The 16,809-nt window shown below is 45.4% G+C and carries 18 protein-coding genes and 1 pseudogene; 6 read left to right on the plus strand and 13 right to left on the minus strand.

The features are described 5' to 3' along the window. Positions 1–27: 27 nt before the first annotated feature. Positions 28–1,263 (minus strand): MFS transporter, encoded by a 1,236-nt coding sequence (locus tag NCI00_RS24575; protein WP_253532133.1) that lies wholly within the window; start codon positions 1,261–1,263, stop codon positions 28–30. Between the two features lie 147 nt (positions 1,264–1,410). On the opposite strand from NCI00_RS24575, the gene NCI00_RS24580 reads away from it, so the two are divergent. The 4 genes from NCI00_RS24580 to NCI00_RS24595 all read left to right on the plus strand — a co-directional run bounded on the left by NCI00_RS24580 (position 1,411) and on the right by NCI00_RS24595 (position 3,868). Then, positions 1,411–1,536: a FeoB-associated Cys-rich membrane protein gene (locus tag NCI00_RS24580; protein WP_253532135.1), complete on the plus strand. Its 126-nt coding sequence runs from the start codon at positions 1,411–1,413 to the stop codon at positions 1,534–1,536. Positions 1,537–1,619: 83 nt separating this feature from the next. Further along, positions 1,620–2,609, plus strand: coding sequence for an NAD(P)H-dependent glycerol-3-phosphate dehydrogenase (locus NCI00_RS24585; RefSeq protein WP_253532138.1), 990 nt, complete (start codon positions 1,620–1,622; stop codon positions 2,607–2,609). Between the two features lie 16 nt (positions 2,610–2,625). Further along, positions 2,626–3,390 (plus strand): helix-turn-helix transcriptional regulator, encoded by a 765-nt coding sequence (locus NCI00_RS24590; protein ID WP_253532140.1) that lies wholly within the window; start codon positions 2,626–2,628, stop codon positions 3,388–3,390. An 88-nt stretch (positions 3,391–3,478) separates the two neighbouring features. After that, entirely contained in the window at positions 3,479–3,868 is a 390-nt protein-coding gene (locus tag NCI00_RS24595) for a DUF1398 domain-containing protein (RefSeq protein ID WP_253532142.1), read from the plus strand. A 109-nt stretch (positions 3,869–3,977) separates the two neighbouring features. Here the strand turns inward: NCI00_RS24595 and NCI00_RS24600 are convergent, their stop codons facing one another. The 8 genes and pseudogenes from NCI00_RS24600 to NCI00_RS24630 all read right to left on the minus strand — a co-directional run bounded on the left by NCI00_RS24600 (position 3,978) and on the right by NCI00_RS24630 (position 11,486). Further along, entirely contained in the window at positions 3,978–5,504 is a 1,527-nt protein-coding gene (locus NCI00_RS24600; protein WP_253532144.1) for a PKD domain-containing protein, read from the minus strand. A 168-nt stretch (positions 5,505–5,672) separates the two neighbouring features. Further along, positions 5,673–6,206 (minus strand): hypothetical protein, encoded by a 534-nt coding sequence (locus NCI00_RS24605; RefSeq protein ID WP_166558093.1) that lies wholly within the window; start codon positions 6,204–6,206, stop codon positions 5,673–5,675. 55 nt (positions 6,207–6,261) lie between these two features. Then, positions 6,262–7,320 (minus strand): histidinol-phosphate transaminase, encoded by a 1,059-nt coding sequence (gene hisC / locus NCI00_RS24610; protein WP_253532146.1) that lies wholly within the window; start codon positions 7,318–7,320, stop codon positions 6,262–6,264. Further along, complete coding sequence (locus NCI00_RS24615) at positions 7,317–8,000, minus strand: HNH endonuclease (protein WP_253532148.1); 684 nt, start codon at positions 7,998–8,000, stop codon at positions 7,317–7,319. The genes hisC and NCI00_RS24615 overlap by 4 nt, the downstream gene beginning before the upstream one ends. Beyond that, complete coding sequence (locus NCI00_RS24620) at positions 7,997–9,313, minus strand: AAA family ATPase (protein WP_253532150.1); 1,317 nt, start codon at positions 9,311–9,313, stop codon at positions 7,997–7,999. Before NCI00_RS24620 ends, NCI00_RS24615 begins: the two co-directional genes overlap by 4 nt. Before the next feature lie 161 nt (positions 9,314–9,474). Next, complete coding sequence (gene hisD, locus NCI00_RS24625) at positions 9,475–10,743, minus strand: histidinol dehydrogenase (RefSeq protein ID WP_253532152.1); 1,269 nt, start codon at positions 10,741–10,743, stop codon at positions 9,475–9,477. Positions 10,744–10,859: 116 nt separating this feature from the next. Beyond that, a pseudogene (locus tag NCI00_RS29610) lies at positions 10,860–11,092 on the minus strand (four helix bundle protein); the annotation flags it as partial. Between the two features lie 184 nt (positions 11,093–11,276). Further along, positions 11,277–11,486 (minus strand): hypothetical protein, encoded by a 210-nt coding sequence (locus NCI00_RS24630; protein WP_253532154.1) that lies wholly within the window; start codon positions 11,484–11,486, stop codon positions 11,277–11,279. Here NCI00_RS24630 and NCI00_RS24635 point away from each other — a divergent pair. Next, positions 11,474–11,644, plus strand: coding sequence for a hypothetical protein (locus NCI00_RS24635; protein WP_253532156.1), 171 nt, complete (start codon positions 11,474–11,476; stop codon positions 11,642–11,644). The two genes, NCI00_RS24630 and NCI00_RS24635, sit on opposite strands and share 13 nt — an antisense overlap. Here NCI00_RS24635 and hisG read toward each other — a convergent pair. The 3 genes from hisG to NCI00_RS24650 form a co-directional block, all read right to left on the minus strand. Next, positions 11,612–12,466 carry an ATP phosphoribosyltransferase gene (gene hisG / locus NCI00_RS24640; protein WP_166558096.1) on the minus strand — a complete coding sequence of 285 codons (855 nt, stop codon included), beginning with the start codon at positions 12,464–12,466 and terminating at the stop codon, positions 11,612–11,614. The two genes, NCI00_RS24635 and hisG, sit on opposite strands and share 33 nt — an antisense overlap. A 303-nt stretch (positions 12,467–12,769) precedes the next feature. Beyond that, positions 12,770–13,750: an ornithine cyclodeaminase family protein gene (locus NCI00_RS24645; RefSeq protein ID WP_253532158.1), complete on the minus strand. Its 981-nt coding sequence runs from the start codon at positions 13,748–13,750 to the stop codon at positions 12,770–12,772. Between the two features lie 110 nt (positions 13,751–13,860). After that, a complete protein-coding gene (locus NCI00_RS24650) occupies positions 13,861–14,916 on the minus strand; it encodes a proline racemase family protein (protein WP_253532160.1) in 1,056 nt (351 codons plus the stop codon). 84 nt (positions 14,917–15,000) lie between these two features. On the opposite strand from NCI00_RS24650, the gene NCI00_RS24655 reads away from it, so the two are divergent. Next, a complete protein-coding gene (locus NCI00_RS24655) occupies positions 15,001–15,489 on the plus strand; it encodes a DUF4890 domain-containing protein (RefSeq protein WP_253532162.1) in 489 nt (162 codons plus the stop codon). Between the two features lie 53 nt (positions 15,490–15,542). Here the strand turns inward: NCI00_RS24655 and NCI00_RS24660 are convergent, their stop codons facing one another. Beyond that, a complete protein-coding gene (locus NCI00_RS24660) occupies positions 15,543–16,790 on the minus strand; it encodes an NAD(P)/FAD-dependent oxidoreductase (RefSeq protein ID WP_253532164.1) in 1,248 nt (415 codons plus the stop codon). Positions 16,791–16,809: the final 19 nt, after the last annotated feature.

Here is a 16,809-nt window from a genome sequence, read left to right on the forward strand (position 1 = left end):
CTGTCATTGTTATGAAACCACAACTCCTTATTCTACATAGTCAAGCTCTTTATGAAACGTTTCTTCCATGAGAAAAAGGGAAAGATACGCAATCGCAAAACAGAGCAACGCTACCAGTCCACCTGCCGAAATAGCCCCCATGCTTGGTTTGAGGTACTGATACAAGGGGAGCGTCAGTAGCGTAGTAGCCCGCACAAAATTAGCGACGGTCGAGGTAGCCGTAGCGCGCAAATTGGTCCCGAAACTTTCGGCCGTTACCGTTAAAAACATGGCGATATAACCAATCGAAAAGCCCAAATACGCACACACAATATAAAAAGCCGCCGCGTCGGTGATACCGCCGTAAAGATAAATAATCACCCCCAGCAAAGTCATAGTGGTCATGATACCAATTGCCATGCGACGCGATTTGAGCCACTGACTCAACACCCCACTGAACATATCTCCCACGACCATTCCGACAAAAACGTACATCACACACCGCCCAGTCACTATCTCTTCCGTGATACCCAACGCCTTTGCAAATTCATTGCTAAACGTGGCCAAAATTCCGATGACAAAATACGTAGGCACACCAACCCCGATGCAACGCATGTATTTCCAAAAACGGTCACTATCTGTAAAAAACGCCGACATACTACCCAGGCGCAAACTTTGGGTTTTGGCCTGCTCAAACATCCCTGATTCATACACGCGTATCCGCAACAGCAGCAGAGCCAACCCCAAACCACCACCCGCAAAATACGTAGTGCGCCAGTCAAACCATGAGTTGGTCAGAAAAGCCACCACCGCGCCCAAAAGTCCCACACTCGCCACAATCGAAGACCCATAACCGCGTAGCTTTTGGGGCAAAATCTCAGAAACCAACGTCAAGCCTGCCCCCAATTCCCCCGCTAGCCCTACCCCAGCCATAAAACGCAGAAAACCGTACAGCATAGGCGTTTGCACAAAACCACACAGGATATTGGCCAAAGAATACATAATAATAGAGCCAAATAAGACCGACAGCCGACCACGTTTATCGGCCAAAATTCCCCATAAAATTCCCCCTATTAGCAATCCCGCCTGCTGCCAGTTGTAAATGGCAGCTCCTACGCTCGACACTTCTTCTGGGCTAAGTCCGAGGCTTTTGAGGCTCGGTACCCGTACGATATTAAACACAATCAAATCATATACATCGACAAAATAGCCCAGCGCAGCCACAATAACGGGCAAACTCACTAAACGGCTTAAAGAGGTGGATTCGGTACTGCTGTTTTTCATAAAATTTTTAGCGGAAAGGGTCATCAGGAACGCAATTACGGAAAAAGGCGTTTTTGTGTAAAGCGATGAGGGGTAGATTTTATACTTTAAGGCGTAAATCACCAGAAAATTCTCCCAAACGCATTTTTACGTTAATTTTCTTCCAAAATGATGGAAACAATTGTCATCGGTTTGCTTTTTTTAGGAGCGTTGGGGTACGTCGGCAACCGCCTACGAAAAGAACTAAGCCCCAAAAAATCGGGTTGCGGCAAAGGCTGCGGATGTGATAAATAAGGGTAAAGTTGAAGTGGCAAAGGGTAAAGTTGAGGCTTTTTTTGCAAGTTTGTGCTACGAAATTAGAACCGACAATCCTACCAATGACATCAATCGCCGTTATAGGTGGTGGCAGTTGGGCCACTGCTATTATCAAAATCCTGTCCGAAAACAACGTATCTATCCGTTGGTGGCTGCGCGACCGTGGCGCCGTTGACCACATCCGGAAGCACCATTACAATCCCGATTATCTCCGCGACGTGCGTCTAAGTCCCCGTAAAGTAAAGACTTTTTCTAAAATTACCGACGCCCTCAACGGTGCCGAATACGTCATTTTGGCCATTCCTGCCGCTTTTGTTCAAGAGCCACTCCAAGGATTAACCGCCCAACATTTTGCGGGCAAACGGGTTGTTTCGGCCATTAAAGGCATGATTCCCGAAAAAAACTGCCTGGTTACGGATTGGGTAGAGGAGCGTTTTGAAGTACCGCTGAGTCAAATTTCCGTCATTGCGGGCCCGTGTCACGCCGAAGAAGTGGCGCTCGAAAAGCAATCTTACCTCACCATCGCCTCCACCGACGAAGCCTGCGCTTCGCATTTTGCCCAATTGATGAATTGTCGGTTTGTCACCGCCAACCCTTTGGTGGATTTGTACGGGGTTGAGTACGCCGCAGTGATGAAAAACATCGTGGCGTTGGCCTGTGGCATCAGTCACGGATTGGGCTACGGAGATAACTTTCAGGCGGTTTTGGTTTCCAATGCCATGCAGGAAATCCGCCGTTTTGTCAATGCCGTAGACCCGCGCGAGCGTGACTTGAGCGCCTCGGCCTACTTGGGCGATTTGCTCGTAACGGCCTATTCGCAGTTTAGCCGCAACCGTACTTTTGGCAACATGATTGGGCGCGGGTACAGTGTTCAATCGGCCCAAATGGAAATGAAAATGATTGCCGAAGGCTACTACGCCGTCAACAGTATTTTTGAAATGAACAATAAATACGGCGTTGAAATGCCCATCACAGAAGCCACCTACAGGATTCTCTACGAGCGTCAGCCGCCAGCCACTGAAATTGGATTGCTGAAAATGAAACTTCGGTAGCTACTAAGAAGCCACTATGAGATTTGACAAATTCATTCCGACAGCGCAACTTAGCCCCTACATTAAATACTTTGTAGTGGCCGAAAATGCGCAGGAAAGCCAATACAAGGTTTTTCCTGCGTCGGGTCTTGTCATTGGATTTCAGTACCGTGGACAGCTTTCAGCAGTTATTAATAACGTAGAATTGAATTTGGAAACATCGGGCATAACGGGTATTTCTGACCACTATAAACTCTTCAAAAACTCCGCCAACATCGGGACCCTATTGGTTTACTTTACCGAAATCGGCTTTACGCACTTTACGGCAAGCCCCGCCCACGAACTATTTAATCAAAGCATTTCACTCGACGATATTTTTGACAAGAACAAAGTCCGTGAAGCGGAGGAAAAACTGTCATCTGCCACGACGGATGCCGAGCGTATTCAGGTTATTGAACAATTCTTTCTTTCGCACCTCAAAGGCATTCAAAACGACCGACTTATCGTTGAGGCGGTCAAACTCATTTATCAGTCAAAAGGAGCCATTAAAATCAAGGAGTTAAACGAAAAGCTGTTTATCAGCCAAAGCCCTTTTGAGAAACGTTTCAGAAAATTAGTGGGCACTTCCCCTAAAAAATTTGCGTCGATTGTTCGATTCAATACGGTATTAAATGATTTGAATGGCCCGAAATCGCTTACTGACATTTGCTACGAAAACAACTTTTTTGACCAAGCCCATTTTATCAAGGATTTTAAACAATACACGGGCGACACTCCCGAACAGTTTAAGCTGTTCTTATAAAAAACGATTTTTTACAATGACAGCGCCTTCGTTTTGAGGACTTTTGCATTGTACAAATCATCGTTTAACGACCAAAAAATCAAAACCAATGTTTACTGTAGACCAAATTAAAGCCGCCCATTCAAAAGTAAAATCGGGTGCCGATTTTCCCAACTATATTCAAGAGCTGATTCAATTGGGTGTAACGTCCTACGAAACCTACGTGTCAGACGGGCACACTGAGTATTTTGGGAAAGATGCCTACCAAACTTCAACTACCCCAACCTATGATACCCTGTCTATTGCCGAAATAAGCAATGCCGAACAATTCAAAATTGACCTAAAAGCGCATCAGCAAGGCCAAACCGACTATCCTACTTTTTGCAAAGACTGCGCAAAATCGGGCATCGAAAAATGGGCAGTGGCGATGGACAAAATGACTTGCACCTACTATGACAAGGCCGAAAATGAACTGTTGACGGAAATAATACCACAATAAAACAGCCGTAGAAAACCCAAAATTCAGGCAGTTGTGAGGCAAGTAAGTGAGTAAAAAATTCGGGCCGCCCTTCGTGAAGGGCGGCCCGAATTGTACAGAATCTCACTGTTTATTTCTCAATCAACACATTCGACTCCTGATTTTTATCGAAAGTATTCGCCGTCGTTAAATCGGCGTTGGCCGATGCGCCGTAGCTAACAAATACCCCATAGCCACCGCTGCCGCTGATGGTCGTATTTTTGATGGTCATGGTGGCTCGGTTACCGTAGATGGCCACGTTTGCCCGCTTGCCTGACACAATAGCTACGCTGCCCGCATTTTTAACCTCTACTTGTTCAAGCAAATTTTTTGGGTCAGCCGAGTAACAAATCAGGCCGCGCCAATAGGCCGCCGTGTTGTTGGCACCGTTGAAAACTATTTTCGCCGCCGCCGTTCCTTTGGCCAAAATATACCCGTCTGTATTGATTCTGATGACGGCGTCGCGGTTCATTTCCAGAATAACGCCCGGATTTAATTTCCAACCAGTACTAACCGTAAATTCACCCGTCAAGCGGTAAGGAGTTTTGTCGGCAAAACCCGCCCAAGTGATTTCTTCTTTTCCTTTGATACCCGAGGCGGTCACTTCTACCACATCGCGGCCATTTCCACCTTTAAACGTCGAAGCGGCATCCAATTTTGCCACGTTTTCGGCGGTAAGCATAATCCCCGCTTCGGTGTTGTTCGAAAAAGCATTTTGCGAAAATTCGCGTAAAATAGACCCGTCGTAGGCATAGATTCCGTAGCCATCGTTTTGAGAAAACACGGTATTTTTAAGGGCAATCTGCGCCTTGCTTCCTCCCGACATAAACAAGGCAGATTTTATGGTGCTGAAGACGGTACGGCTACCTGCGTGCATTATTTCCACGTATTCCATGAGATTGGCGTTGCTACCCGAATAAAGCGAAATGCCCACCCAATACCCCTTGGTTTTCTGTACGCCCACAAATTTGATTTTGCGGTTGGCTTCGCCCTTGGCAATGATAAGTCCGCCGTTGTCGTTGATGTTCATCCGCACATCCCGCTCAAATGCAATCACTACGCCTGGAGCGATGGTCAGTTCGTTGTTGACGTCAATGGATTTGGTTACGATGTAGTCTGGCAAATCGGGATTGGCTACGCGGTCGGTGAGGTTAGTTTTGACGGTGATATTTGCGGTGATGGCCAAAGGCTCGGCCACCGATGCGGTTACCAACACTTTGTCGGTGCTTTTGCCATTGGCACTACTGACGGTCAATTCAAGCTCGTATTCGCCTACTTCATCAGGCGTAAACGTAGGCTTAAACGACGACGCGTTTGAGAGGGTTACGGTACTTTTGGCGGGCTTCCGCAACAGCTTCCACTCTACCGTGAGCGGCTTACCCTGCGCTTCGCTTGACTCAGAGGCATCCAAGCTGACCTGTTGCCCTACTTGTACGGATTGGTCTGCGCCCGCTTTTGCCGTAACCGTAAACGTTGGATCCACAATTTCTTCCTTCTTACACCCCGTCATTATCAACATGAGCATCATCAAAGGCACAAATAGAGAGGCGATAGGAGTATTTTTGGCAAAAGGCATTGCCTGAACCCGCAGGTTCTGAAGTACATTTTTTTGTTTCATGGCTTAAATTACTGTTTGAATTTTTGAACGCTCAAAAGTAATTGGCCTAGCCCTCAAGCAAAGGGGCATTTGTGCTGAAACGGTAAAAGTGGGTGCTGAAGTGATAAAAAAAGCCGCGTTTTAACAAATATCGTCGGTGAGGTTATAACTCCACCGACGATAACAATGCTAAAAATTAAAACGAACGCCGATGCTGGCCTGCGGGTGAAGATAAAAAATGTCAGGAATCAATTCAATGTAAAGTCCGCCTTCCAAAAACAGGGATAAGGGACTGTTTGGTACAAAATATTCAGTTCCTGCCAAACCTGCGCCTCCGAGCGAAATATTGTTGGTAAACACTTTGACACCGGGCACATTGCTAGGGTCAAAATAATAGCGACGTGAGTTGATTTGGCCGCCGAAGCCGTAATAAACGTGCAGTTTTTCGGCTTTGAACAACCCCTTGTGCCACAGGTACGCCGCCCGCACCGAGAATCCCGCATTTTGGTAGGTACCTTTGCGGTACTTGCGGTCGCGGCCATAAAACAGGCCATACGTTCCTGCCGAAATATCCAAGGCTTTGTTGTCGCCAAAATATTTACGGACATTCAGCCCAGAAGGCTCCACCAATTGAAATCCAACCGCCCAATTATTGTACTGCGCCATTGAGGGTAAAATGCCCAAGGCGGTAAGCAACAAAGTGAATAAAAGCTTCTTTTTCATCTACTGTAGTGTTAATTTTAATAATGACAATCGGCGGCCTCAAAACCCTTATCGGTTATGCCATGATGGCAAATGCTTTCAGCGTTTCTAACAGCGTTTTGTTTTCCTCCGCTGTGCCGACCGTAATCCGTAGGCATCCATCACACAGAATCACTTTTGAACGGTCGCGCACGATGATTTTTTGGTCAATCAAGTACTGCATCACGGCCGAAGCATCGTCAAATTCGACGAGCAAAAAGTTGGAATCTGAGGGATATATCTTTTTAACTAACGGCAACGCGGCCAAATTCGTGCGCAAATGCTCCCGCTCCGCCAAAATATCATTGACCAATTGGTTTTTGGTTTCGACGTAGTCCAGCGCTTCAAATAATAGCTGTTGCGTAGCACCGCTGAGGTTGTAAGGAGGTTTGATTTTGTTTAATACCTTAATAATTTCTTCGGAGGCAAAACACATTCCCAAACGCAGCGAAGCCAACCCCCACGCCTTAGAAAAAGTCTGTAACACTATCAGATTGGGATAATTATCCAATTCCTGCGTAAACGACGGTTCACTCGCAAAATCAATATACGCTTCATCGACGACCACCAATCCCTGAAAATTGTTCAGAATTTCTAAAATTGCTTCGCGCTGTACCAGATTTCCACTGGGGTTATTGGGCGAGCATATCCACACAATTTTGGTTTTGGGGGTCAACGCCGCCAACACTTTAGGGGTATCAATCTGAAAATCAGACGTCAATGGCACCTTGATAACGGGCACGTCGTTGATGTCGGCGCTTACTTGATACATGCCATATGTAGGCGGCATGAGCAGCATATTGTCTTCACGGGGCGTGCAAGTGGCCCGCACCAACAGGTCAATGGGTTCGTCGGAGCCATTGCCCAGAAAAATTTGGGTGGGTCGTACGCCTTTGATGGGTGCCAATTTTTGTTTAATAGCCCACTGGTACGGGTCGGGATAGCGGTTCCAGTGCTGCCCGTTTACCGACTGATAGGGATTTTCGTTGGCATCCAAAAAGATACCTTCTTTGCCCGTATATTCATCCCGTGCCGACGAGTACGGCACCAAGTTGAGGATGTGCGGACGGAGGATTTTTGTTAAGTCAAAAGTCATTGTGGTAGGTATTGGGCGAATTCTTTTAAAAGTTTGGGGCTTGATTTGACAACCCATATTTTGAAGGCTGTAAAAGCAGTCTCTGGTTTCAATTTAGCAACTATTAGTTCGTAAAAATCTCTTTTTTCTTGTGGATTATCGTCTGATTTTAAATATCCCGTAGCATAATACACAAAGTTGTTCATCTCTTTGGTAAGGGCATCAATGATATTTTCAGCTTCAATTTTTTTCAAAACAGTTTTACCATCGTACACTTCTTCCAAAAGTGCCACTGTATTAAGAACTATTTGGGTTTGAATCTGAGCTTTAAAATCTGGGGAATCAGACTTGAGTGGATCAAAAATATGTTCAATTAAATCTACAATCCTGTTATCAGGATTGATGCAGTTCAAAATATCATCGTATTGGGGCTTAGCTAACTTTGTATTGTTACAATGGCCACAAACATAAAAAAGATTGTTCCAATCAAATTTCAATAATTTTAATTTGCCTCTTTTATGAGGCTTAAAATGCTCTACATTGATTGTTGTAGGTGCTTTTGTTTCACAGATATAGCACTTATTATGAAAGTCACTTCGAACTCTTATCAGAACTTCTCCGCACTTATAATCTCCACTTTTTTTCTTAGCTTCTTCTGCTAAACATAGTGGAGCTGGTTGCGATTTAACTACGTTTATCATTGGGCTAATTGTGCAAGTTCTAACTGTAGAATTTTGAGTTGTAATTCAGGAGAAAGCGATTTGGGTAATTCTTTAAAATATTTTTTTAGTTCATAAAACATTTCCTTTTCTTCCACTGAAAGTTTTGCCTCTTCCCCCTTCATTTTGTTGATTAAATCTTCATAATGAGCCACTTTTTCTTTGATTTCATTGGAATATTCATCAATACCAAAGTAACCCCTCACAATGTTAGTATAAGAATAAGCCGATAAGTCCTCAACTCTTTCCTGCTTTTCCAAATCATAAATCACCGCATTATCTACCGAACTAAGCACAAAAGGCGAGTGCGTAGTGACAATGAATTGAATTTTGGGAAAGAAAGAAGTTAAAAAAGGAAGAATTTTCTTTTGTAAATCTATGTGTAAATGAGTTTCAATTTCATCAATGAGGACGATTCCTTGGAGGTCGTAAGGTCTAATTGTATCAAACTTTTTATCCATTCTCATCATTAACTCTGAAACTATCGATAAGAATGCCGCATACCCATCAGAAAGTTGATTAAGATTAAATAACTCTTTCCCTTTTGTTACAATATTGTAATTAAAATTTCCTCTGTCAAATACTAGTTCAAGAGACTCATCATCAAAAGCTTTCCTGAGCGTACTTTCAAACTGTTTAAACCAATTCTCAACTTTTTCAACTTCCCACTTTTTCCCCGTATCTTTTGCATCCAATAAATCTAAGCGAAGATTAACTAATTGACGAACAAAATTTTCATTTGCATTTTCTTTAATGTCATATTGTTCTTTGAGTTCAATTTTTTGTGGGCCCAAAGATTCTCTCGGTTGAAAAGACCGTTTTGATGGAAAGTATTTGAGAATAAAATTACCAAATCGCCAACTCATTTGCTGAAAAGGTCCTTCACTATATAAATCAACATTTCCGAATAATTGAACAGGAACATACGTTTCTACAAACTTCTGATAACGTACTATTTTTGATTGCATATCTTGAGCACTAATAGCGTCACCCTTCCATTGGTAATGCCCATAGGATTCGTTATAGCCCTTTGCCATCCTCCCTTCCCGTTCCTTTATTGCATTTCTATAACCTTTATATTGCCGTACATTTTCTTCAACTTCTGTTTCCTGAGATTTATTATTTAAAATCCAATTCAAAAAAACATTAATCCCTTCCAGCACACTCGTCTTTCCACTCCCGTTTTTCCCAGTTAAAATCAAGTGCTTACGCTCGGTTTCGGACAATGGAATTTCGAGGTTCTCCAGATGGCGAACCTTATTGATGCGAAGTTTGGTCACAAATATTTCTTCCATGTTTGCGCTTTTTTCAAGTGTAATGCAATTTACAACGCACGTTTGCATTTGCAATGCAAACGAGACGAGGATGGTGTTTATGATGCTCGTATAATATTGGGCAGACGCAAACGGAACCGCGCGGCGTACCGTGCCGCTGCGGGCCTGCCCCTACGTTTGCCTTATTTCAAACTGCTCAATCGAAGGCTAACGGCACGCTTGTGGGCGTGGAGCGATTCGGCTTCGGCCATGGCTTCAACGGTCGGTCCGAGGGCTTTGAGGCCTTCGGGCGAGATGTGCTGAACGGTGATTTTTTTCACGAAACTATCCAACGACACCCCGCTGTACGCCCGGGCGTGGCCGTTGGTGGGCAGGGTATGATTTGTGCCCGACGCATAGTCGCCGCAGGATTCGGGGGTATAATTTCCTAGGAAAATAGAGCCCGCATTGATGATTTTTTCGCAGATTTCCTCGGCGTTGCTTACGCTCAAAATCAAGTGTTCGGCGGCGTATTCATTGAGCAAATCAATGGCTTCGGCTTCATCTTCGACCAAAATTGCCTTGCTGTTTTCAATCGCTTTTCGCGCCAACTCCTTACGGGGCAACGCTTCCAACTGCGTAGAAAGCGTAAGATTAACCGATGCTAAGAATTTCTTATCCGTCGACACCAGCAACACTTGGCTGTCTGCACCATGCTCCGCTTGCGACAATAAATCGGCCGCAACAAACGACGGAACCGCCGACCCATCGGCGTATACTGCCACTTCAGAAGGGCCCGCGGGCATATCAATAGCCACGCCTTCTTTGGCCAATAGCATTTTTGCGGCCGTTACGTATTGGTTTCCCGGCCCAAAAATCTTATAAACCTTGGGGACCGACTCCGTTCCGTAGGCCATTGCGGCAATGGCCTGCGCTCCGCCTATTCTGAAAATTTTGGTCACGCCCACCAACTGTGCCGCGTATAAAATGGCGGGGTGGTCGCTAGGAGTACAGAGAACAATCTCCTTACAACCAGCCAGTTGTGCAGGCACACCAAGCATCAGCACGGTACTAAAAAGCGGAGCCGAGCCTCCAGGAATGTACAAACCCACTTTCTCGATACCCACGCTGCGCCGCCAGCATGTAACGCCCGACATAGTTTCAACTTTCTGAACGGGCTGATACTGCGTTTCGTGAAATTTTCGAATATTAGCATACGCCTGTCGGATGGCGGCTTTGAGTTCTTCGGTAAGACTGGCCTCAGCTGCCGCCACTGTTGCGAGCGACATGGCAATCTCCGTAAGGTCAATTTTATCAAATTTGAGGGCCAAAGCGCGCAAGGCGGCATCGCCTTCTTTCTGAACCTGTTCTAGAATCGGCGCTACGGCTTTTTCGATATTGGCCATGCTTTGCGTCGGTCGAGCTAAAAGCGCAGGCCACTCACTGCGGTTGGGATAAGCGATAATTTGCATATAGTTCTGTAAGAAATGTCATGAAACAGTCATGGTTGGGCATTTATTGTCATGAAATAGTCTAATATAGCCATGAATTGGTCGTATATTGTTATAAAAAGTCAAAGCCAATTAGGTCATGAAACCTTGCCGATGGTTTTAATGTAATTATTAAGTTTTACAGATAATTGTTCACATTTTGATGCCAATATTTCTAATTGGTCATTAGAAATGAGCGCTTTGTTAGTTGCTTTAACAAGCCTCGTTTTTGTCTCTCTCAGTGATCCTCTAGCATAAAAACAGAATTGATATTTTCCTTAAAATGATAGCGACCATAGCCTTCCGAAATATTGGCGGCAACGGAATCCGCTGCTTTTACTAATTATTTACCCACTACATCATTTGCAAAATAGTTCCAGCCATCAACTATTACCCAGACCTTTTCCCCCAATTCCATGGAGAGTGGGTATACTTGCAAATCCTCTAATCTCATTTTAAAGTTTAGGTTTAATTTCAAACAATAATCGCTAAAACATCTACAATTCAAAATACGGCTACCACAGGGCCATTTTATTGCAAATAATGACCACTTCATTGCAAATGACAGCCATTTCATTGCAAATAATGACCACTTCGCTGCAAATAACGACCACTTCATTACAAATAATGACCATTTCATTACAAATGATGGCCATTTCATTGCAAATAACGACCACTTCATTGCAAATAATGACTACTTCACTGCAAATCAATGACCACTTCATTACAAATGATGGCCATTTCATTACAAATGATGGCCATTTCATTGCAAACGATGGCCACTTCATTGCAAACGATGGCCACTTCATTGCAAATAACGACCACTTCATTGCAAATAATGACTACGCTGTTATCGAATCATTTTTTCAATCGGAATGACTAAAATCCCTTCGGCACCAGCCTCGCGGATTTTTTCGATATTGGTCCAAAAATCATTTTCATTAATAACCGAATGAAGCGACACCCACCCTTCGGTCACCAGCGGCAACACGGTCGGTGCTTTCATGCCCGGAATGTATTGCATGATTTTGTCGACGGCCTCGGCAGGGCAATTCAGTAGAATATATTTGTGGTTTTGCGCCGCTTGTACCGCCTTAATTCTAAACATGATTTTGTCCAGCAACAGGGCTTTTTCATCGCTCAGATTGGGAGCAGCAATCAAAATTGCTTCCGAACGGTAAATGACCTCTACTTCTTTCAGGCCGTTACTCAACAGAGTACTTCCTGAGCTTACAATGTCGCACACGGCATCGGCAAGACCAATGCTTGGCGCAATTTCAACCGAACCGCTGATTTCGTGAATGTCGGCTTCTACGCCATTTTCTTTCAGGTAATTACCCAAAATGCGCGGATACGACGTGGCAATGCCCCGACCTTGAAGGTCTTCAACGCCGTTCCATTGTGTACCGCGCGGAATAGCCAACGACAAACGGCACTTCGAAAATCCTAATTTATGCACTACGGTCACCTGACGGCCCGTTTCGGTATATACATTTTCTCCAACAATGCCCAAATCGGCGACGCCGTCTTCGACGTAACCGGGAATATCATCGTCGCGCAGGAATAAAAATTCGGCGGGAAAATTGGCAGAAATAGACTTTAACTTTCCGGAAGAACTGCTATCGAACTGAATACCGCATTCTTTGAATAATTTGATAGAATCGTCGCTGAGACGTCCGGACTTTTGAATGGCAATACGTAACATTTTTGAATAACGAAAAGAATAGATGAGCAAATGATTGAGTGGGATTCACTATCTGTGCGCGTACGATTGCCTGAGCAAAAGTCATTCTAACACTAAATAGGGAGGCAAAGTTAATGAAAACGCATGACTTATATCCTGAAGTCCTACGCATGGAATGGTATCTACGCTCGCCCGCAGGCGTGGTGGTGGTGATGTCGAAAAAAAGCGTAGTTGCGTGTTTTCACGAAGAATTGTACAAATTGATGCTGCAAATGTATGGTAGGCGCGCAGGATTGTCAAGGATTTGTACAAAAAATAAGAATATTAGCCCAAAACAACGCCTAAATTGCCTTCTTGGGCCTTCCGAACCAAGTAACTTGCCACGGCTAAATCCTGTACAGCATTGCCTACGGACTTAAAAACCGTGATTTCATCCTCCGAAATACGTCCCCGTTTTGCTCCCAAAATAATCTCACCCAGCTCCACAAAATTTGAGGTATCTCTGAGCAATCCCTCTTTTATGGGCAAGACAATATCACCTGCTTCAGCAACGGCCGCCGTTCGTTGGTCTACCACTATGGTCGCCACCTGCATGGTCTGCCCGGGAATTTCGCGGGCTTCGGGTCGGTACGAACCTACGCCGTTGATGTGTACACCTTTCTTGAGGTGTAGATGTTTGAAAACAGGCACGTTGGACGTAGTAGCAGCGCATATAATATCCGCCTCCAACAACTGCTCTGGGGCGTGTGCTACTTCTATTTTCAATCCCGTTTTTGCCCGCAATTCTTTACAAAAAAGTTCTGTATTTTCAGCATTTCGCCCAAAAACAAGCACTTTTTGCAGCGCCCGTACGGCAGTAACCCCCTCAACCTGCGTACGTGCCTGCGCACCAGTACCAAAAACCGCCAACACAGTCGCGTCTTTGCGGGCCAATAAATCTGTCGCCAAGCCAGACGCCGCCCCTGTTCGTAAAGCGGTCAGGTATTCGGCATCTAGCAGCGCCATTGGCTGCCCGTTGGTGCCATCCATCACGAGCATCAGCCCGTGAATCAAAGGGAGATTTTGCGCTGGATTTTCCCTAAAAATGGTGACCATTTTCAGACCCAACGCTACGGCCGATGGCAGATACACGGGCATAAAGAGCGTTTGGGCGTTTTGTTGGGGCTGCGGCAGGTTTACCCTCAAAGGCACCACCGCCTCCCCCACCGATAGGCTGCGAAAAGCTTCTTTCATCAATTCTATGGCCTCGGTCATGGTTACTCCTTCTTCGACGGCCTGACGGGAAAAATAGCGCAATGTATGCAATGCAGTCTGTTCGTTTAAGATAAAAAATTTTGAATCGTGGTTTTGAGAAACCACAATCGTCGGGTTTGAGAACCCGACGACATATAGCACATGGCCCAACTATACACCTATTATCGTAAAAAGAACCCTTGGCCTAGTTCATCTTTTGGGTCAATCAAAAAAGTATTTTTACCGCAAATATGGGCATTCCCTTCCACTTCAGGGATAACCGCCGCGTGCGGGCCATAGGTGGCAACGGATTGAACGGAAGCGGTAAATCGACTCCCTACAATGCTCTCAATCACCATCGGTTGGTTGATGGCCAGCTCCCCACGGGCGTGTTGCAACGCCACGCGCCCGCTCACCCCCGTTCCAGTAGGGCTGCGATCCACTTCGCCATCGGCAAAAATGCACACGTTTCGGCTGTCAACACCTTCGGCATGACCTTTCCCGTAGAAAATAGTCCCGTATAAAAAGCTCAAATCTTTCTCAAAAGGATGCACAATGGAAAGTGAACCCATCACAGCCTTTTTGATGGCCATTCCTTTTTCAATCAACAAACGATAATCTCCAGTTGTCATTCCTATGCCCAGTGCGTCTGCGTCTACATACGCATAAAAAGCCCCGCCGTAGACCACATCAAATCGCACTTCGCCCAAACCTTCGACCCGCAAAGAGTGATCGCGGTACAAGACAAAAGAAGGTACATTTTGAAATTTTACCGACGTTATCTGGCCATTTTTCACGTTTGCATAGGCCGTAATCAAGCCCGCTGGCGAATCAATTCTGACCGTTGTAACTGGTTCTTTTGCCTCAATCAATCCTAATTCAACCGCCACTTTGGTCACCGCAATAATGCCGTGCCCACACATGGAACTATAGCCTTCATTGTGCAAAAAAATCACGCCAAAATCAGCATCTTTGGTTACGGGTTCGGTAACGATGCACCCGTACATATCCGCATGACCGCGCGGCTCCCACATCAAGGCTTTGCGCAAATGGTCAAGGTTTGTTTTTAAAAAAGCCCGTCGTTCCAGAATTGTATTCCCCCTGATTTCGGGTATTCCATCGGTGATAATTCGTAACGGTTCCCCTCCCGTGTGGGCGTCGATGGCGGTCAATTGAAGCCAATCTTGGGGCGGTTTCCAGGCATTAAGGGCCCGTAGGCGTTGATAAAAAGGAGTCATAAACTGAAAGAATACGGGGACAGTATTTTTGAAAGTGCATCGAAAATAGCTACATTTCGACCAATTTTCTAAAAAAGACACACGATGAAAATAGGATTCCTACAATTTTGCCTCGTAGCTACCCTTTTTATAAGTTTTCAAACAATGGCGCAATATGGTGGCTACGGCGGAGGGTACGGTGGCTACGGTGGCGGCTATGGCCGTGGATACGGTTCTCGCAGCATGAATCAGCTTCCCTCTACGCCCAAAAAACCACTGACGCCCGACCAAATTGCCGAAGAGCAAACCAAATGGTTGGACAAAAAAGTAAAGCTTACCGAAGATCAATCAATTTCTATCGAAACGCTCAATTTGGACCATGCCCTGAAATTAAGCGATTATCAGGAGGCCTTCATGAAAATCCACGCCAATTCACGCCCTTCTCCGCAAGAAATCCAACAAATCCGGGAAACGGTGGACAAATGGCAAACGGAAAAAGACGAAAAGTTCAAAGGCATTCTCACCCCCGAGCAATGGGCAATCTACGAAAAGAAGAAAAAAGGAATGCCGTACACCCAAACTTCCAAAAATTAATTTTTGGTCAGGAGTTGCGCAAGTAATCACAACTCCTGACCAAAAGTCATTAACTAGCTAAAACGCAAAGGATTAAAAGCCTGCACCTCCATAGATTCCGCCTTGCCCGTCACAATTTCAGCGACTAATTTACCCGTAGCTGGGCCCAAACTCACGCCCATCATACCATGCCCTGTGGCGAGCGTAACATTATCCAGTCCTTTTACCCGTCCGATGTAAGGCAATCCATCGGGCGAACAAGGCCGCAAGCCGCGCCATACCTTGTCTACTTCGGGTAGTTGTACTTCTAGTTCGGGATAATAATTCGTAATTCCCTGCACAATTCCCCGCACGCGGTTCATATTGACCGTCATGTCGGTTCCTGCCACTTCCAAAGTACCTGCAAAGCGTAAGTCCCCACCCATAGGAGTCGCAGTGGCGCGCGCTTCAAGCATGATGGCGGGTACGTGGATATTATTTTTCACATTTTTCAGCATAAAACTGTAGCCTTTCCCACCCTGTAAAGGCAACGAAATACCCAGCTTCTCCGTCAAAACGGGCGACCAAGCCCCCGCTGCAATGATTAATTCTTCGGTTTTATGACTCCCTTTGGCCGTTTGTATGGCCGTTATTTTTGTGCCTTTTTTCTCAAAACCAAGCACCTCTTCGTTCTCCCAAACCTGCACTCCCTGTTTTTTAAGAAAGACTAATAGATTCTTAATAAGCAAGTTGGGTGTTATGTGTGCATCACCTGGGTAGTAAACTGCGCCACGCACATCTACCCGAACTTCAGGCTCAAGCGCCTGCACCTGAGCGCCGTTCAGCATCTCCGCCACAATGCCCGCCTGATTGGCCAAATGCGCTTCTTCGGCCATTTCGTGCTCGGTATCGGCGTTTTTGTACAGCATCAATAATCCGCGCTCGTGCCACCCAAAATCTACGTCGCCAGAAGCAGCCAAATCTTGAAAGAGTTTTTTAGAAAGCAAACTTATATCCCGCAAAATAGGAATGGAACGTTGGACGTGTTGTTCGGTGGAATATTTATAAAAGAGTAATCCCCATTTCATCAAATCCCAGCTCAACCGTGGCTTTACATAAAACGGACTGGTGGATTTGAGCATCCAGCGCAAGCCTTTGGCAATCATGCCCGGCTGGGCCAACGGCACAATATGACTCGGGACAATCATGCCTGCATTGCCAAAAGAGCAACCGTCCAGAAACGCTCCTTGCTCAATGATGGTGACCGAATGGCCCGCTTTTTGAAGATAATACGCCGAAAAAAGGCCGCTTACCCCTCCCCCGATAATCGTTACTGAATTCATTGTTTAAAATTTACATTCT

Origin of the sequence: Runella salmonicolor (genome assembly GCF_024158025.1) — a bacterium.
GTDB lineage: Bacteria > Bacteroidota > Bacteroidia > Cytophagales > Spirosomataceae > Runella > Runella salmonicolor.

What these genes read in the sequence shown, in the direction of transcription:
- NCI00_RS24595 (WP_253532142.1), top strand. Translation starts at nt 3,479, where the DNA reads ATGTTTACTGTAGACCAAATTAAAGCCGCCCATTCAAAAGTAAAATCG.
- NCI00_RS24590 (WP_253532140.1), top strand. Translation starts at nt 2,626, where the DNA reads ATGAGATTTGACAAATTCATTCCGACAGCGCAACTTAGCCCCTACATT.
- NCI00_RS24650 (WP_253532160.1), bottom strand. Translation starts at nt 14,916, where the DNA reads ATGACTCCTTTTTATCAACGCCTACGGGCCCTTAATGCCTGGAAACCG.
- NCI00_RS24615 (WP_253532148.1), bottom strand. Translation starts at nt 8,000, where the DNA reads ATGATAAACGTAGTTAAATCGCAACCAGCTCCACTATGTTTAGCAGAA.
- NCI00_RS24655 (WP_253532162.1), top strand. Translation starts at nt 15,001, where the DNA reads ATGAAAATAGGATTCCTACAATTTTGCCTCGTAGCTACCCTTTTTATA.
- hisD (WP_253532152.1), bottom strand. Translation starts at nt 10,743, where the DNA reads ATGCAAATTATCGCTTATCCCAACCGCAGTGAGTGGCCTGCGCTTTTA.
- NCI00_RS24630 (WP_253532154.1), bottom strand. Translation starts at nt 11,486, where the DNA reads ATGAAGTGGTCATTGATTTGCAGTGAAGTAGTCATTATTTGCAATGAA.
- hisG (WP_166558096.1), bottom strand. Translation starts at nt 12,466, where the DNA reads ATGTTACGTATTGCCATTCAAAAGTCCGGACGTCTCAGCGACGATTCT.
- hisC (WP_253532146.1), bottom strand. Translation starts at nt 7,320, where the DNA reads ATGACTTTTGACTTAACAAAAATCCTCCGTCCGCACATCCTCAACTTG.
- NCI00_RS24660 (WP_253532164.1), bottom strand. Translation starts at nt 16,790, where the DNA reads ATGAATTCAGTAACGATTATCGGGGGAGGGGTAAGCGGCCTTTTTTCG.
- NCI00_RS24575 (WP_253532133.1), bottom strand. Translation starts at nt 1,263, where the DNA reads ATGAAAAACAGCAGTACCGAATCCACCTCTTTAAGCCGTTTAGTGAGT.
- NCI00_RS24620 (WP_253532150.1), bottom strand. Translation starts at nt 9,313, where the DNA reads ATGGAAGAAATATTTGTGACCAAACTTCGCATCAATAAGGTTCGCCAT.
- NCI00_RS24605 (WP_166558093.1), bottom strand. Translation starts at nt 6,206, where the DNA reads ATGAAAAAGAAGCTTTTATTCACTTTGTTGCTTACCGCCTTGGGCATT.
- NCI00_RS24635 (WP_253532156.1), top strand. Translation starts at nt 11,474, where the DNA reads ATGACCACTTCATTACAAATGATGGCCATTTCATTACAAATGATGGCC.
- NCI00_RS24585 (WP_253532138.1), top strand. Translation starts at nt 1,620, where the DNA reads ATGACATCAATCGCCGTTATAGGTGGTGGCAGTTGGGCCACTGCTATT.
- NCI00_RS24580 (WP_253532135.1), top strand. Translation starts at nt 1,411, where the DNA reads ATGATGGAAACAATTGTCATCGGTTTGCTTTTTTTAGGAGCGTTGGGG.
- NCI00_RS24600 (WP_253532144.1), bottom strand. Translation starts at nt 5,504, where the DNA reads ATGAAACAAAAAAATGTACTTCAGAACCTGCGGGTTCAGGCAATGCCT.